General features: G+C 74.3%; 16 protein-coding genes. 7 read left to right on the forward strand and 9 right to left on the reverse strand.

Going from position 1 to position 14686, the window contains the following annotated elements:
• The first annotated feature begins 365 nt into the window (after positions 1 to 365).
• The 4 genes from nhaA to BLU95_RS18315 all read left to right on the forward strand — a co-directional run bounded on the left by nhaA (position 366) and on the right by BLU95_RS18315 (position 4161).
• A complete protein-coding gene (gene nhaA, locus BLU95_RS18300; RefSeq protein WP_093860976.1) occupies positions 366 to 1853 on the forward strand; it encodes a Na+/H+ antiporter NhaA in 1488 nt (495 codons plus the stop codon).
• A 200-nt stretch (positions 1854 to 2053) separates the two neighbouring features.
• On the forward strand, positions 2054 to 2530 hold the full coding sequence (locus BLU95_RS18305; RefSeq protein WP_030392654.1) for a phage holin family protein: 477 nt from the start codon (positions 2054 to 2056) through the stop codon (positions 2528 to 2530).
• A gap of 108 nt (positions 2531 to 2638) precedes the next feature.
• A complete protein-coding gene (locus BLU95_RS18310; RefSeq protein ID WP_231978622.1) occupies positions 2639 to 3721 on the forward strand; it encodes an alpha/beta fold hydrolase in 1083 nt (360 codons plus the stop codon).
• Positions 3722 to 3888: 167 nt separating this feature from the next.
• A complete protein-coding gene (locus BLU95_RS18315; protein ID WP_093860977.1) occupies positions 3889 to 4161 on the forward strand; it encodes a hypothetical protein in 273 nt (90 codons plus the stop codon).
• Between the two features lie 82 nt (positions 4162 to 4243).
• On the opposite strand, the gene BLU95_RS18320 is transcribed toward BLU95_RS18315, so the two are convergent.
• The 4 genes from BLU95_RS18320 to BLU95_RS18335 all read right to left on the reverse strand — a co-directional run bounded on the left by BLU95_RS18320 (position 4244) and on the right by BLU95_RS18335 (position 8072).
• Complete coding sequence (locus BLU95_RS18320) at positions 4244 to 5428, reverse strand: MarP family serine protease (protein ID WP_093860978.1); 1185 nt, start codon at positions 5426 to 5428, stop codon at positions 4244 to 4246.
• Between the two features lie 67 nt (positions 5429 to 5495).
• Positions 5496 to 6242: an NUDIX hydrolase gene (locus tag BLU95_RS18325; RefSeq protein ID WP_093860979.1), complete on the reverse strand. Its 747-nt coding sequence runs from the start codon at positions 6240 to 6242 to the stop codon at positions 5496 to 5498.
• Positions 6239 to 7114 carry an endonuclease III gene (gene nth, locus BLU95_RS18330; protein WP_093860980.1) on the reverse strand — a complete coding sequence of 292 codons (876 nt, stop codon included), beginning with the start codon at positions 7112 to 7114 and terminating at the stop codon, positions 6239 to 6241. Before nth ends, BLU95_RS18325 begins: the two co-directional genes overlap by 4 nt.
• A 118-nt stretch (positions 7115 to 7232) precedes the next feature.
• The gene (locus BLU95_RS18335; RefSeq protein ID WP_093860981.1) at positions 7233 to 8072 is read right to left on the reverse strand and encodes an isocitrate lyase/PEP mutase family protein; all 840 of its coding nucleotides are present in this window, start codon (positions 8070 to 8072) and stop codon (positions 7233 to 7235) included.
• Positions 8073 to 8321: 249 nt separating this feature from the next.
• Here BLU95_RS18335 and BLU95_RS18340 point away from each other — a divergent pair, with 249 nt between their 5' ends.
• Together BLU95_RS18340 and BLU95_RS18345 are read left to right on the forward strand one after the other, a co-directional pair.
• Complete coding sequence (locus BLU95_RS18340; RefSeq protein WP_093860982.1) at positions 8322 to 9332, forward strand: ArsR/SmtB family transcription factor; 1011 nt, start codon at positions 8322 to 8324, stop codon at positions 9330 to 9332.
• 231 nt (positions 9333 to 9563) lie between these two features.
• Positions 9564 to 10238: a Crp/Fnr family transcriptional regulator gene (locus tag BLU95_RS18345; protein ID WP_030392646.1), complete on the forward strand. Its 675-nt coding sequence runs from the start codon at positions 9564 to 9566 to the stop codon at positions 10236 to 10238.
• A 152-nt stretch (positions 10239 to 10390) separates the two neighbouring features.
• Here the strand turns inward: BLU95_RS18345 and BLU95_RS18350 are convergent, their stop codons facing one another.
• The 5 genes from BLU95_RS18350 to sp36 form a co-directional block, all read right to left on the reverse strand.
• Positions 10391 to 11218 carry an MBL fold metallo-hydrolase gene (locus tag BLU95_RS18350; protein ID WP_093860983.1) on the reverse strand — a complete coding sequence of 276 codons (828 nt, stop codon included), beginning with the start codon at positions 11216 to 11218 and terminating at the stop codon, positions 10391 to 10393.
• Positions 11215 to 11391 carry a hypothetical protein gene (locus BLU95_RS42325; RefSeq protein ID WP_159424929.1) on the reverse strand — a complete coding sequence of 59 codons (177 nt, stop codon included), beginning with the start codon at positions 11389 to 11391 and terminating at the stop codon, positions 11215 to 11217. Before BLU95_RS42325 ends, BLU95_RS18350 begins: the two co-directional genes overlap by 4 nt.
• Positions 11392 to 11516: 125 nt before the next feature.
• Positions 11517 to 12395 carry an NUDIX hydrolase gene (locus BLU95_RS18355; protein WP_231978623.1) on the reverse strand — a complete coding sequence of 293 codons (879 nt, stop codon included), beginning with the start codon at positions 12393 to 12395 and terminating at the stop codon, positions 11517 to 11519.
• Positions 12396 to 12683: 288 nt separating this feature from the next.
• On the reverse strand, positions 12684 to 13154 hold the full coding sequence (locus tag BLU95_RS18360; protein WP_030392643.1) for a RidA family protein: 471 nt from the start codon (positions 13152 to 13154) through the stop codon (positions 12684 to 12686).
• The gene (sp36, locus tag BLU95_RS43030; protein WP_093860985.1) at positions 13151 to 13309 is read right to left on the reverse strand and encodes a Sp36 family protein; all 159 of its coding nucleotides are present in this window, start codon (positions 13307 to 13309) and stop codon (positions 13151 to 13153) included. The genes BLU95_RS18360 and sp36 overlap by 4 nt, the downstream gene beginning before the upstream one ends.
• Before the next feature lie 200 nt (positions 13310 to 13509).
• Here sp36 and bagA point away from each other — a divergent pair, with 200 nt between their 5' ends.
• Entirely contained in the window at positions 13510 to 14631 is a 1122-nt protein-coding gene (gene bagA / locus BLU95_RS18370; protein ID WP_093860986.1) for an ATPase BagA, read from the forward strand.
• Positions 14632 to 14686: the final 55 nt, after the last annotated feature.

Genomic DNA, 14686 nt, shown 5'->3' on the forward strand with positions numbered 1-14686 from the left:
GGAAGGATAAGAGGGGCGGTCTGGGCATGGCGGCGCCTCCACAGCGCAAAGGTCGGGAGCCCGGGGGAAAACCCCTGGACCGGGGCTCCGACCTCGGCCGGGCCCTGCGGTCGACGATAGAGAGCCGTTCACCCGTCTGCACGCCGCCGCCTCCGTTCGGGTGCCGATCGGCCGTACGGACGGGTGCACAACGGGCCACCCAGGCTTAGGTCCTGAAGTATGACAATCCGGATGTCGCCTTGTTGTTTCCGTTAGACTGTCAACGACGCATCAAGATTCGCGTCACAGGGCGAGCCGGGAAGTCTGGTCGGCAATGCACCACCGGTGCATCTCCGTACACCGTCCCCGCCCCCAGGAGGCCGCGCGTGGCCAGCCAGCCGCCCGTCCACGAGCCGACGACCCGACGCCGCCAGCTCCTCGGCAGGCTGTCCCTTCCCGAGCGCACCTACATCACGGACGCGCTGCGCACCGAGACCGTCGGCGGCGTGCTGCTGCTGCTCGCCTCGGTGGTCGCACTGATCTGGGCCAATGTCTGGCCGGCCGCCTACCAGGCCGTCCTGGACTACACCGTCGGCCCTTCCACGCCGCTCCACCTGGACCTCAGCCTGGACGCGTGGGCGAAGGACGGCCTGCTGACGATCTTCTTCTTCGTGGCCGGGATCGAGCTCAAGCGCGAGTTCGTGGCGGGCGAACTCCGCAGCCCCAGTGCCGCGATCCTCCCCGTGATAGCCGCCGTCTGCGGCGTCGCGCTGCCCGCGATCGTGTTCACGGTGGCCAACTCCGGCCCCGGCGGCCATCCGAACGGCTGGGCCGTCCCGACCGCCACCGACATCGCCTTCGCGCTCGGCGTACTGGCCGTGGTCGGCAGCCACCTGCCCTCGGCACTGCGCGCCTTCCTGCTCACCCTCGCGGTGGTGGACGACCTGATCGCGATCCTGATCATCGCGATCTTCTACAGCTCCGGCATCAAGTTCTGGGCGCTCGGGCTGGCCTTCGCCGGGCTGGTGCTGTTCTGGTTCCTGCACCGGCGCGGGGTCCACGGCTGGTACCTGTTCGTACCGCTCGCCTTCGTGATCTGGGCGCTGATGCACGAGAGCGGCGTGCACGCCACGGTGGCGGGCGTCGCGATGGGCCTGCTGCTCCGCTGCCACCGAGAGGGCGACGAGAAGACCTCCCCCGGCGAGCACATCGAGCACCTGGTCCGCCCGGTCTCGGCCGGGATCGCCGTACCGGTCTTCGCCCTGTTCGCCGCCGGGGTGACGGTCTCCGGACCGGCGTTGCGCGAGGTGTTCACCCAGGCGGCCCCGCTCGGCATCGTGCTCGGCCTGCTGGTCGGCAAGACCGTGGGCATCTTCGGCGGCACCCGTCTGGCCGCCCGCTTCACCCGCGCCGAACTGAACCCGCAGCTCAAGTGGGCGGACATGTTCGCCGTCTCGGTGCTGGCCGGCATCGGCTTCACGGTCTCGCTGCTGATCAGCGAACTGGCCTTCCCCGACGACCCGGCGCTCGCCGGCCGGGCCAAGGCGGCCGTCCTGGTGGGTTCGCTGCTCTGCGCGCTGATCGCCACCGTGCTGCTGAAGCTGCGCAACCGGCACTACCGCGAGCTGTGCGAGGAGGAGGACCGCGACCTCGACGGCGACGGCATCCCCGACGTCTACCAGCTGGACGACCCGGCCTGGCAGGCACGCGTGGCGGAGCGGCAGAACCGCGCGGCCGAAGAGCAGAACCGCGCAGCCGAACAGCAGGACCGACCGGGCGGACACCAGGACCGACCGGCCGGACAGCAGGACCTTCCGGACCGGCCGCGGCAGGGCACGCACCCGGCCGACGAGGGCCCGCACCGCCCGCATTGAGCCGGTCCCGGACCGGACCCGCCCGGAACACGTCCCTCGCCGGGCCCCCCGGAGTGGTGTCCGCTCGTCCGGTAGGGGCATGATTCTGAACTGTCGACAGTCCACCGACGCCACCGGGCCCGCCCCGGTACCCGGAACCACCGGGGAGCCGCACCGTGCGGCGGCGTCACTCGCCGCACGGCCGAAGAGGAGAACCGCTGATGCCCGCAGGAGCCGCAGACCCGTCCAGCAACGGCCGGGCGCCCTATGAGGGTGAGCGTTCGGTGGGGCAGCTGTTCGCCGCGGCCACCGCCGACCTGTCCGCCCTGGTCCACGACGAGATCGCGCTCGCCAAGGCCGAGATCCGCGCCGACGTCAAGCGCGGTGTCTCCGGCGGCGTCTCGCTGGCCGTCGCCGGTGTGGTGGCCCTGGCCGCCGTCCCGATGCTCAGCGCCGCCGCGGCGTTCGGCATCCACGCGCTGGGCCTCTCGCTCGGCTGGTCGTTCCTGGTCGTGGCCGGCGCGTACCTGCTGCTGGCCGTGCTGCTGGGCCTGCTGGCGCTGCGTTCGTTCAAGAAGATCGAGAAGCCGGTCCGCACCATCGAGGGCGCGCAGAAGACCGCCGACGTCCTGAAGAACGCGCGGCCGCGTCCCGCCACCAAGGAGGAGATCGACCGCGCCCTGGGCCGCATCCCGTAGGCCCGGCCCCGCGGCGTGAGAACACGCGGCCGGCGCTCCGAGGGCCCGAACGGTCCGAGTGCGAGTGCCGGGCGCGTGTCCGGCGCGCGGATGTGACACGCTCTCGGTATGTCGCTCGACCAGAAGCCCGTGCCCGCACAGCCGCCCGCCGGTTCCGGCGACACCGCGTCCGGTTCCGACGGCACCGTCACCGATGACGGCGGAACCGCCTCCGGTTCCGGCGGCACCGTCCCCGGCGGCGTCGCGGCGCCCGCCGACCGCGGCGGCGACGCCCAGGGCGCGACCGCGGCCGCCTGGGACGTCCGGCAGGCCGGACCGTGGACCCACCGCGACCTCGCCGCCAACGGAGCCCGCTTCCACATCGCCGAACTCGGCGAGGGCCCGCTGGTCCTCCTGGTGCACGGCTGGCCGCAGTACTGGTGGGCCTGGCGCCACCAGCTCACCGCACTCGCCGAGGCCGGCTACCGGGCCGTCGCCCTGGACCTGCGCGGCATCGGCGGCAGCGACCGCACCCCCCGCGGCTACGACCCGGGCAACCTCGCCCTGGACATCACCGGGGTGATCCGCTCCCTCGGCGAGAACCGGGCACACCTGGTCGGCCACGCCTCCGGCGGCACGCTGTCCTGGGTGGCGGCCGTGATGCGGCCCTCGGTGATCCAGAGCCTCACCGTCGTCTCCGCCGCGCACCCCCGGGACCTCCGCCGGGCGCTGCTGACCGACCGGCGGCAGATGGCCGCCTTCGAGCACATCCTGGGCTTCCAGCGGCCGTGGATACCGGAGCGCCGCCTGGTCGCCGACGACGCCGCGCTGGTCGGCCGCTACCTGGACGCCTGGACCGGGCGCAACCAGCTGGACCGCGCGGCGGTGGCCGCGTACCGGGAGGCGATCCGGATCCCCAGCACCGCGCACTGCTCGATCGAGCCGTACCGGTGGCTGCTGCGCTCGATGGCCCGCCCCGACGGCATCCAGTTCGCCCGCCGGATGAAGAAGCCGATCACCGCACCCACCCTGCACGTCCAGGGGGCGGCGGATCCGGTGCTGCTGTCGCACACCGCCCTGGGAGGCGGCGAGTACGTGGCCGCGCCGTACCGCTGGCGGCTGCTGCCGGGCATCGGGCACTTCCCGCACGAGGAGGCGCCGGAGCAGTTCACGGCCGAGCTGCTGGACTGGATCGGCCGGCACAAGGACTGAGGTGGTGCGGGGCCCCCGGACCGGGGCAGAAGGTCCCGCACCCGATCGGGGGAACCGGGACCGAGGTCCCAACTCCCCTCGGGTGACGCACATATGACAAGCGCATAGGCCACGTTGATGGCCGGCCGGGCGGTTACCCCCGTCGGCCCAGGGGCATCCATTGCGGTATGACCTGGATGCCCGATCGCGGCAGCGCCCCGCGCGGCCGACAGCACAGCGACAGCTCGCAGCGTTCCGCCCACCGTTCCGAGTGGGCGGAGAACCGCGGTCACGACCGCGGATACGACACCGGCTACGACCGCCGGTACGACAGCGGGTACGACGGCGGGTTCGACGGTACCGACGGCCACCCCCGTACGGCGCAGGACCGGCTCGGTATCCCGCGCATCCTCGGCCGACGCGCCCGCTGGGTGGGTGCCCGGCTCCGTCGCGACACCTGATCGACCCCCGCCCCCGGAACCGCGGACCCGCGCGTCGGAAGACCTGCGGGCCCGCGCGTCGAAAGGCCCGCGGGCCCGCGCGTCAGAGGGCGCAGCCCTGGGTGTCCGCCCGTCCCGAGGCCACACTGCCCAGCTCGGCGTCCTCGCGCACCTCGGCCGCGGTCAGCACGTACCCGGTGTCCGCGCTGTCCAGCGACTTGGCGAACACCATCCCGTACACCTGGCCGTCCGGGGTGAGCAGCGGCCCGCCGCTGTTGCCCTGGCGCACCAGTGAGCGCACCGAGTAGACGTCGCGGACCACCTGGCCGCGGTGGTAGATGTCCGGCCCGTTCGCCTGGATCCGGCCGCGGATGCGGGCCGGCTGGACGTTGAAGGCGCCGTTCTCCGGGAAGCCCGCCACGATCGCGTTGTCGTTGGTCTTCGCCTCGCCGGCGAAGGTGAGGGCCGGCGCGTTCAGCTTGGGCACGTCGAGGATCGCGATGTCGCGCTGCCAGTCGTAACGGACCACCGTCGCGTCGTACAGCTGGCCGACCCCGCCGATCTGCACGGTCGGCTCGTTGACCCCTCCGACCACGTGCGCGTTGGTCATCACCCGGTGCGGGGCGTAGACGAAGCCGCTGCCCTCCAGGGTCTTGCCGCAGGAGGTGGCGGTGCCGACGACCTTGACCAGACTCTGCCGCGCCCTCGCCACCGCGGGGCTGCCCGCCAGCGTCGGATCGGGGATGTCGACCTGGGTGATCGGCTCGTGCTCGAAGGGGTTGAACACCTGCGGGAAGCCGTTGCGGGCGAGCACCTTGGAGAAGTCCGAGAACCAGTTGGGGGCGTCGGAGGGCAGGGTGTCCTGGACCCCGCCCAGGATCGCCGAGGTGCGGACCTGCTTGGAGACGGTCGGCAGGGACGTCCCTGCCAGTGCGGAGCCGATCAGCCAGGCCACCAGCAGCATCGAGATCACGTTGACCACGGCGCCGCCCGCGGCGTCCAGGGTCCGGGCCGGGCGGCGGTCGATGTGGCCGCGCAGCTTCCAGCCGAAGTGGGTGGTGATCGCCTGGCCGATCGCCGCCAGCACGATCACCACCACGACCGCGATCACCGAGGCGGTCGTCCCGGGGCTGAGATGGTCGAGCAGCAGCGGCAGCAGCTGGACGGCGAGCAGTCCGCCGCCCAGGAAGCCGAGGACCGACAGCACGCCGACCACGAAGCCCTGCCGGTAGCCCGACACGGCGAATCCGATCGCGGCGGCGATCAACAGCACATCCAGGACATTCACCCGGACACCCTCCCACGACGGACCACCCCGACGGGCGGGCGATGGTCGAATCCGCCCGCCGTCCGGTTCACTGCGGCCCGGCGTCGCGGCCGAGCAGCGCCCGGGACCGCTCGCGGTCGCCCTGCACCAGCTCCAGCGCCTCGTCCGAGAGCTCGACGATCCGGCCGGCGTCCCACGGCCGCTCCAGCCCGCTGTGGTGCAGCACCCGGTCGATCACCCCGGCGGTGAAGCCCCAGACCAGTCGGCCCCCGACGGCGAAGGCCGGTCCCATGTGGCCGGACGGGTGCCGCAGCCTGGCCCGGTTCACCGGATCGGTCAACTCGTCGATCGGCACCCGGAACACCGCGCCGGTCTCCCCCAGGTCCACCGGACGGACCGGTGACTCCTCGCGCCACCAGCCGAGCACCGGCGTCACCACGAACCGGCTGACCGGGATGTACAGCGCGGGCAGCGTGGCGAACACCTGCACCCCGTCCGGGTCCAGGCCGGTCTCCTCCCAGGCCTCGCGCAGCGCCGCCGCCACCGGGCCGGGACCGGCCGGGTCACCGTCCTCCGGGTCCAGCGCACCGCCGGGGAAGGAGGGCTGGCCGGCGTGCGAGCGCAGCGAGCGGGCCCGTTCGATCAGCAGCAGGTCGGGACCGGACGCGCCCTCGCCGAAGAGCATCAGCACGGCGGCCGCGCGGCCGCCGTCGTCCGGTGGCAGGAAGCGGCTGAGCTGCTCGGGCAGCACCCGCTCCGCGGCGTCCCTGACCGGCTCCAGCCAGGTCGGCAGCCCGTCCCGCTCCACCCCCCGCACGATCCCCCGGTCGCTCACTCGGCCACCGCCAGGTCGGCGACCTCGCCGTGGTGGGCGGCGGCGTCGGCGCGGGCGCCGGCCTCGCCCGGGAAGTCCGCGGGCGGGCGCAGCCGCTGGCCCGGCTGTCCGCCCATCTCGTACTTGAGCAGCTTCTTCGCCTTCTCCGGATCGGTCTCGCCCTCGCCGTAGGAGGGGCAGAGCGGTGCGATCGGGCAGGCTCCGCAGGCCGGCTTCCGGGAGTGGCAGATCCGCCGGCCGTGGAAGACCACGCGGTGCGAGAGCATCGTCCACTCGGACTTCGGGAAGATCTCCGCCACCGCCGCCTCGACCTTCACCGGGTCCTCGTCGGTCGTCCACCCGAACCGGCGGGCGAGGCGTCCGAAGTGGGTGTCCACGGTGATCCCGGGGACGCCGAAGGCGTTGCCGAGGACGACGTTGGCGGTCTTCCGACCGACCCCGGGGAGGGTGACCAGGTCCGCCAGCCGACCGGGGACCTCGCCGTCGAACTCGTCGCGCAACGCGATCGAGAGGCCGATCAGGGACTTCGCCTTGTTCCGGAAGAACCCGGTCGGACGGATGATCTCCTCCAGCTCGGCCGGGTTCGCCGCCGCCATGTCCTCCGGCGAGGGGTACTCGGCGAACAGCGCCGGCGTCGTCTGGTTCACCCGGAGGTCGGTGGTCTGCGCCGACAGCACGGTGGCCACCAGCAGTTGGAACGGGTTGTCGAAGTCCAGCTCCGGGTGCGCGTACGGGTACAGCTCCGCCAGCTCCCGGTTGATCCTCCGCGCCCGCCGCACCATCGCCAGCCGCGATTCGGGCTTGGGCGCCCCGCCTACCTTCCCCACCGGCTTCCCCGCAGACGCGGTCGTCCGGACCTTGCTCTCTGCCATGCGTGAAGGCTACGCCGCACGGCCGTGCTCCTGCGGCGGATCGGCCAGGACCGGGCGCGGAAGGGCTGTGAAGGGAGAGGAAGGACGGGGACCGCCCGGGGGAAGGCCCGCCGGCCCGTCAGCCCCGGAAGAGGGCGTCGACGTCGCCGTAGCCGAGCGCGCCGACCGGCTCCGTCAGGGTGCCGGGGCCGAGCAGTTCGGCGGCCGCCCGGCGGGCGGCCGTGTAGGCGAACTGGGCCAGCGCGGTACCCACGCTGATCCTGCGCACCCCGGCGGCGGCGAGTTCGGCGACGCCCGGCCCGCCGGCCACGGCCATCGCGTTGACCGGCAGCGGCGTCCGGGCGCAGAGCTCGGCCAGCGCCTCGAGGTCCAGCAGGCCGGGGACGAACAGGCCGTCCGCACCCGCCGCCGCGTACGCCTCGGCGCGGACTAGCACCTCGTCGAGTCCGCCCAGGCCGAACAGGAGGACGTCCGTCCGGGCGTTGACCAGCAGCTCCGGCAGACCCGCCGCCTCCGCCGCCGACCGTGCGGCACGCAGCCGTCCGGCCTGCTCCTCCACCGTGAACAGCGGGCCGCCGGGCGCTGCGGAGTCCTCCAGGTTGACCCCGGCCGCGCCCGCCCCCACCAGGGCCCGGACCGTCTCGGCGACATCGTCCGCCGAGGGCCCGTAGCCGCCCTCGGCGTCCACCGTGACCGGCAGGTCGACGGCGGCGGCGACCCGGCGGGCGGCCTCGACCGCCGTCGCGCGGTCGAGGCGCTGGCCGTCGCCCCGGCCCAGCGACCAGGAGACGCCGCCGCTGGTGGTGGCGATCGCGGCCGCCCCGGCCGCGGCGATCACGGCGGCGCTCCCGGCGTCCCAGGCGTTCGGCAGGACGAGCACGCCGTCCGCGACCAGCGCCCTCAGCCGCTCGGCCCGCGCGCGGAGGGTGGACGGCTGGAGCGAGGAGGAGGTGGACATGCTGGTCACCGGCTTTCGGTTCGGGAGGGATCCCGGGAGAGGTCCCGGGAGAAGTCCTGGGAGGGATCACGGGAGGGATCACGGGCGGCGCGAGGGACTCCGCGAGCCGCCCGGGAGCCGCCCGGGCGGCGGTGGGGGTCGCGCGCCGCCGCCATCCTGCGACCGGTCGGCGGGCACCCTCCAGTGATTAAGCTGGGACCGAATCCTGGACCGAACCCTGGGCCGGAGCGGGAGAGTGGGCGGGCACCGATGCGGACCGAACTCGCGTTCTCGACGGACGACCTGGCACGCACCAGGTTCGCCGTCTCCCCCATGTGGGAGGTGGTGACCAGCCTCCGGGTCCTGGCCCACCGGGCCGTCCCCGCCCTGCACCGGCCCTGGGCCGCGCAGGTCCGCCGGGCCGCGGAGGCCACCGGGCCGGCCGTCCGGCGGCTGGCCGCGCTGGTCCCGGCCGTCGGCCACCTGCCGGACTTCCTCACCCCGGTACCCGTCGGCGCCGCCGCCACGCTCGCCGAGGAACTGGCCTCCGTCGCCGCGACCCCGCCCGAGCAGGTGCGGGCCGATCTCGCCCTCCTGGCCGGCGAACGCGGCGGCCGGCTGCCGGCCGTCCTCGAACCCCTGGACCGCGATCCGGCCGGCCTGCTGCCCCTCCTGGTCGCCGACATCGAGGAGTACTGGGGGTTCGCGCTGCGACCGCACTGGGCCCGGATCCGCGCGCTGCTGGACGCGGACGTGCTGCACCGCGCCCGGCAGTCCGCCGGGCTCGGCAGCGCCCAGGTCCTCGACGACCTCCACGAAACGGTCCGCTGGGACGGCGGCGCGCTGCGGCTGGAGCAGCGGCACTGCGCGGTCCAGCGGCTGGATGCCGGGGCCGGGCTGGTCCTGGTGCCGTCGGTGTTCGCCTGGCCCCGGGTGCTGACCCGGACCCTGCCGCCGGACCCGCCGCAGCTCGCCTACCCGGCCCGCGGCGTCGCCACCCTGTGGGAGTCCGGGCCGGTCGCGGAACCGGCCGAGGCACTCGCCGCCGTCCTCGGCCGCTCCCGGGCCCGGCTGCTCGCCGAACTGGACGCACCGGCCTCCACCACCGAGCTGGCCCGCCGAACCGGGCTCTCCACCGCCGGGACCTCCCAGCACCTCACCGCCCTGCGCGCGGCCGGGCTGACCAGCGCGCAACGGGCCGGGCACGCCGTCCTGCACGCGCGCACCGCCGTCGCCGACGCCCTGCTCGCGGCGGACCGGGCCGGCGCCGCCGCCGAGTGAGCCTCCGGTAGCCGTCGGACGGCTCCCGAGCCGGTCCGGCGCGGCTCCCCGAGCCGCCCGGGGCCGGGGGCCGGGGCGGTTCCGACGGTACGAATGGCCCCGCGCAGCACACCTCGGCACACCCCCTCCTCATATGATCGGAGCGACATGCGCCATGCTTGGTGATGCAGAGCACTGTACGAACTTGTGCCGGAGGGCTTGACGGCCGGCCGGCCGAGAAGGAGGAAGCACGTGGACGACGTTCTGCGGCGCGCCGCACTCTTCGCGGCACTCGACGACGAACAGGCCGGCGAGCTGCGCGCTTCCATGACCGAGGTGACGCTCGCCCGCGGCGAGTCGCTGTTCCACGAGGGCGACCCCGGCGACCGGCTGTACGTCGTCGCCGAGGGCAAGGTCAAGCTGCACCGGGCCTCGCCGGACGGCCGCGAGAACATGCTCGCCGTCCTCGGCCCCAGCGAGATGATCGGCGAGCTGTCGCTGTTCGACCCGGGCCCGCGCACCGCCACCGCGAGCGCGCTGACCGAGGTCAAGCTGCTGGGCCTCGGCCACGGCGACCTCCAGCCCTGGCTGCACGCGCGCCCCGAGGTCTCGATCGCACTGCTGCGCGCCATCGCCCGCCGCCTGCGCCGGACCAACGACGTGATGTCCGACCTGGTCTTCTCCGACGTGCCCGGGCGCGTCGCCAAGGCTCTGCTGGACCTCTCCCGCCGCTTCGGCGTGCAGTCCGACGAGGGCATCCACGTCGCCCACGACCTCACCCAGGAGGAGCTGGCCCAGCTGGTCGGTGCCTCCCGCGAGACGGTCAACAAGGCGCTCGCCGACTTCGCCGGCCGCGGCTGGCTGAAGCTGGAGGCCCGTGCGGTCGTGCTGATGGACGTCGAGCGGCTCTCCCGCCGCTCGCGGTAGTCCGCGATCCCCGAGCCCGCGCGAAGGGCCCGTACGCTCCGGCGTACGGGCCCTTCGCCGGTCCGGCGGGTCCTTCCCGGGTCCGGTGGGTCCGGCGCAGCGGACGGTGCGGCGGGCGGCATCCGGTGCGGCGGGCGGCGTCCGGCGCCCGGTCAGTCCGGGATGAGTCCGTGGTCCCTGAGGTACTGGAGCTGCGCGAGCACGGACAGCTCGGCCGCCGGCCACAGCGCGCGGTCCACGTCCGCGTAGACCCGCGCCACCACCTCGGCCGACGTCCGGCAGCCGGCCTCGACCGCGGTCTCGACCTGGGCCAGCCGGCCGGCCCGGTGGGCCAGGTAGTAGTCCACCGCGCCGAGCGCGTCCGCGAGCACCGGCCCGTGCCCCGGCAGCACCGTCCGGACGCCGTGCTCGGCCGCCATTCCGTGCAGGTGCCGCAGCGAGTCCAGGTAGTCGCCGAGCCTGCCGTCCGGGTGGGCGACCATCGTGGTGCCCCGTCCGAGGACGGTGTCGCCGGTGAGGATCGCACCGTCGGCGGGCAGGTGGAAGGTGAGCGAGTCCGAGGTGTGGCCGGGGGTACCGATCACCCGCAGGTCGAGGCCCCCGACGTCGAGGCGCTGGCCGTCCGTGAGTCCCTCCGGACCGAGCCGGTGGGCCGGGTCCAGCGCGCGGACCTCGCTGCCGGTCAGTTCGGCGAACCGGGCCGCCCCCTCGGAGTGGTCGGCGTGCCCGTGGGTGAGCAGGGTGAGCACCACCCGCTTGCCCCGCTGCTCGGCGGTCTCGATCACCCTGCGCAGGTGGCCCTCGTGCAGCGGGCCCGGGTCGATCACCACCGCGAGGTCCGAGTCCGGCTCGGACAGCAGCCAGGTGTTGGTGCCGTCCAGGGTCATCGGGGACGGGTTCGGCGCCAGCACGCAGAGCGCACGGGGAGTGGCCTCGCCGCCGATCCCGGCGGCGGGGTCACCCGGCAGGAGTCCGCTCACCGGCGGTCCCCGGTGTCGCGGTGCAGCGCCCGGAGCGGCAGTGCCCGGGTGAGGGCGCGCTGGGCCATCTCGGTGAAGCTGACCGAGTCGCTCTCACAGGCCGGGCGGCGCGGGTTCAGGCGGCGGGCGGGCATCTCGGGCGCCGTCCGGCGAGCCACGTCGTTGTGGGTCATCGGGTCGGTCCTTTCTCGTACGGATCACTCGGGAGCGGTGCGGGGGCGGATCGGGGCGGATCGGGAAGCGGTGGGGCAGGAAGCGGTGGCGGGGACGGGCGGAGCGGTGGGTCGGTGGGGCGCGGTCAGCCGACGCGTTCCTCGGGGAACGTACCGTCGATCGTCAGCTCGTCGTACCCCGGCCAGCGGACGGTCAGCCGCTCCCCCCGCACCTCGGCCCGGCCGAGCACCGGCTCCAGCGAGCGGTCCGCCGCCGCCCCCAGCGCCTCGGCGGCACTGCGCACCGGCGTCAGCTCGCGCAGCACGGTGACGGTCGGCGGCAGCATCCCGAACCGGCCCTCCTCGTAGCCCCGGACGGCCTCGGCCGGGGTGAGCCAGGCGACCCGGTCCGCCTCGCCGACCTCGAGGGCGGCACGCTGCCCGGCCGGCAGGGCGGCGACGAAGAACCAGGTGTCGTACCGGCGCTCCTCGAAGGCCGGGGTGATCCACCGGGCCCAGCCGCCCAGCAGGTCGCTGCGGAGCAGCAGCCCGTGGTCGCGCAGGAAGTCGGCGAAGGAGAGCTCGTGGGCCTCCAGGGCGGCGCGCTCGGCGGTCCAGTCCCGGGGCTCGGCGACGCTGTCGGCATCCGGACCTGCCAGCAGGACGCCGGCCTCCTCGAAGGTCTCGCGGACGGCAGCACAGACCACGGCCTGCGCGGTCCGGGCGTCCACGCCGAGCCGTTCGGCCCACTCCTGCGGGCCGGGACCGGCCCAGCCGAGCTCGGCCTCCGCGTCCCGCCGGTCGACCCCGCCGCCCGGGTAGGCGTACATCCCGGCCGCGAACGCCATCGACGTCCGCCGTCGCAGCAGGTACGCCTCCGGGCTGGCGTCCGTCCCGGTGTCCCGGAGCAGCACCACGGTGGCGGACTGCCTGGGCACGGGCGGGGTCAGCTCCCCGGCGTCCGCCGCCCTGATCCGGGCGGGCCAGCCGGGGGGCATCGGGAGCGTCGTTGCTCGCTGGTCCATGCCCGGATGCTAAGCGCCCGGGGGCGGGCTTGGACAGGGGTGATCCGTTCGTGCGGACCGTCTCCGACGGACCGTCCCTCCGCGGGCCCGCGTGCGCTCGCCCGGGCACACGCCCGTCCCGAGGGCCGTCCACCCCGGACGCACGTCCGCCCCGGACTCCGTACGGGGCCGGGGCGGACGGGGCGTCGAGGTGTCCGTCGCGTCGGGGGTGTCCGTCGCGTCGAGGGTGTCCGGCGCACTCGAGGGCGTCGAGCGCGCCGAGAGTCGTCCGGTCGCGGGTGCGGTCGGTCAGGCTCCGGCGCGGACCCGGACCTGGATCTCGACCTCGACCGGGGCGTCCAGCGGCAGCACGGTGACGCCCACCGCGCTGCGGGCGTGCACGCCCGCGTCGCCGAGCACCTTGCCGAGCAGCTCGCTCGTGCCGTTGATCACGCCCGGCTGGCCGGTGAAGTCGGGGGCGGAGGCGACGAAGCCGACGACCTTGACGACCTGCTCGACCAGGTCGAGGTCACCGATCACCGACTTGACGGCGGCCAGGGCGTTCAGCGCGCAGATCTGCGCGAGCTCCTTGGCCTCCTCCGGGGTGACCTCGGCACCGACCTTGCCGGTGCTCGGGAGCTTGCCCGCCACCATCGGCAGCTGGCCCGAGGTGAAGACGAAGTCACCGGTACGCAGCGCGGGCACGTAGGCGGCGACCGGGGCGGCCACCGGCGGCAGGGTCAGGCCCAGTTCGGCCAGCTTCTCCTCGACCTTGCTCATGCCTGCTTCTCCCGCTTGAAGTAGGCCACCAGCTGCTCCGGGTTCGGACCCGGTACGACCTGGACGAGCTCCCAGCCGTCGTGGCCGAAGTTGTCCAGGATCTGCTTGGTGGCGTGCACCAGCAGAGGTGCCGTCATGTATTCCCACTTGGTCATGGCCAGACTCTAGACGTTCCGTCCCGGCGATCGGCCCCGGTCCGCGCCCGGGCGCGCTCGTGCGTGTGAGGTGGCCCACAAAGCGGGCATGATTCGAGTCCGGCGCCCCGGGTAGTCCCGGCATCCGGTGCGGTCCCTGGTTACCCTCGCGGGAGGGCACCTGCGTGGTGCCGGCCCTCGGAGACGGACGGAGACGGAGCGTGGCACGCACCCCCGGCCAGGCGGCCCGGCGCGATCCCGACTGGGAGGGCGTACGGCTGCACGTGGTCAGCGGCAAGGGCGGGACCGGGAAGACCACCGTGGCAGCGGCGCTGGCACTGGCGCTCGCGGCGGAGGGACGCCGGACCCTGCTGATCGAGGTGGAGGGCCGGCAGGGCATCGCCGAACTGTTCGGCATAGCGGCGCTCCCCTACGAGGAGCGCCGGATCGCCACGGTCACCCCGGCCCAGCTGGGCCTGCCGGCGAGCGGCGCGGCGAAGGGGTCGCCGGGCGGCGGCGCGAGCGGATCGCCGGGCGGCCCGGTGAGCGGGGAGCTGCACGCGCTCGCCATCGACACCGAGCAGGCCCTGCTCGAGTACCTCGACATGTTCTACAAGCTCGGCCGGGCCGGGAAGGCGCTGCAGAAGGTCGGGTTCGTCGACTTCGCGACCACCATCGCCCCCGGCGTCCGGGACGTGCTGCTGACCGGCAAGGCCTGCGAGGCGGCCCGCCGCAAGGGCCCGGACGGACGGCGGACCTACGACGCGGTGGTGATGGACGCGCCGCCGACCGGCCGGATCACCCGGTTCCTGAACGTCAACTCCGAGGTGGCCGGGCTGGCCCGGATAGGGCCGATCCACAGCCAGGCGCAGGCCGTGATGCGGGTGCTGAAGTCACCGGAGACCGCCGTGCACCTGGTCACCCTGCTGGAGGAGATGCCGGTCCAGGAGACCGTGGACGGCATCGCCGAGCTGCGCGAGGCCGGTCTGCCGGTGGGCGGGGTGCTGGTCAACATGGTCCGGCCGCCGCTGCTGGACGCGGCCGCGGTGGCCGCGGTCGACGGCGACCACCGCGAGGAGGTCGCGCTGGCGCTCGGCGAGGCGGGTCTCGGCGGCCGCTCGCGCAAGCCGGACACCGTCCGGGCGGCGGTCGAACCGCTGCTCGATCCACTGCTGGCACAGGCCAGGGAGCACGCCGAGCGGGTGGAACTGGAGCGCGCCCGGCGCGCCGACCTGCAGCACCTGAAGCTCCCGACCTACGAACTTCCACTGCTGGGCGAGGGTGTGGACCTCGGCACGCTCTACCGGCTGGCGGGCGAACTGAAGCGTCAGGGGGCAGCGTGAGCGGGCGGACCGGCACCGACGGACAGGACACCACCGGACAGGGCGGAGCGGGCGT

This window comes from Streptomyces sp. TLI_053 (assembly GCF_900105395.1).
Classification (GTDB): Bacteria; Actinomycetota; Actinomycetes; order Streptomycetales; family Streptomycetaceae; genus Kitasatospora.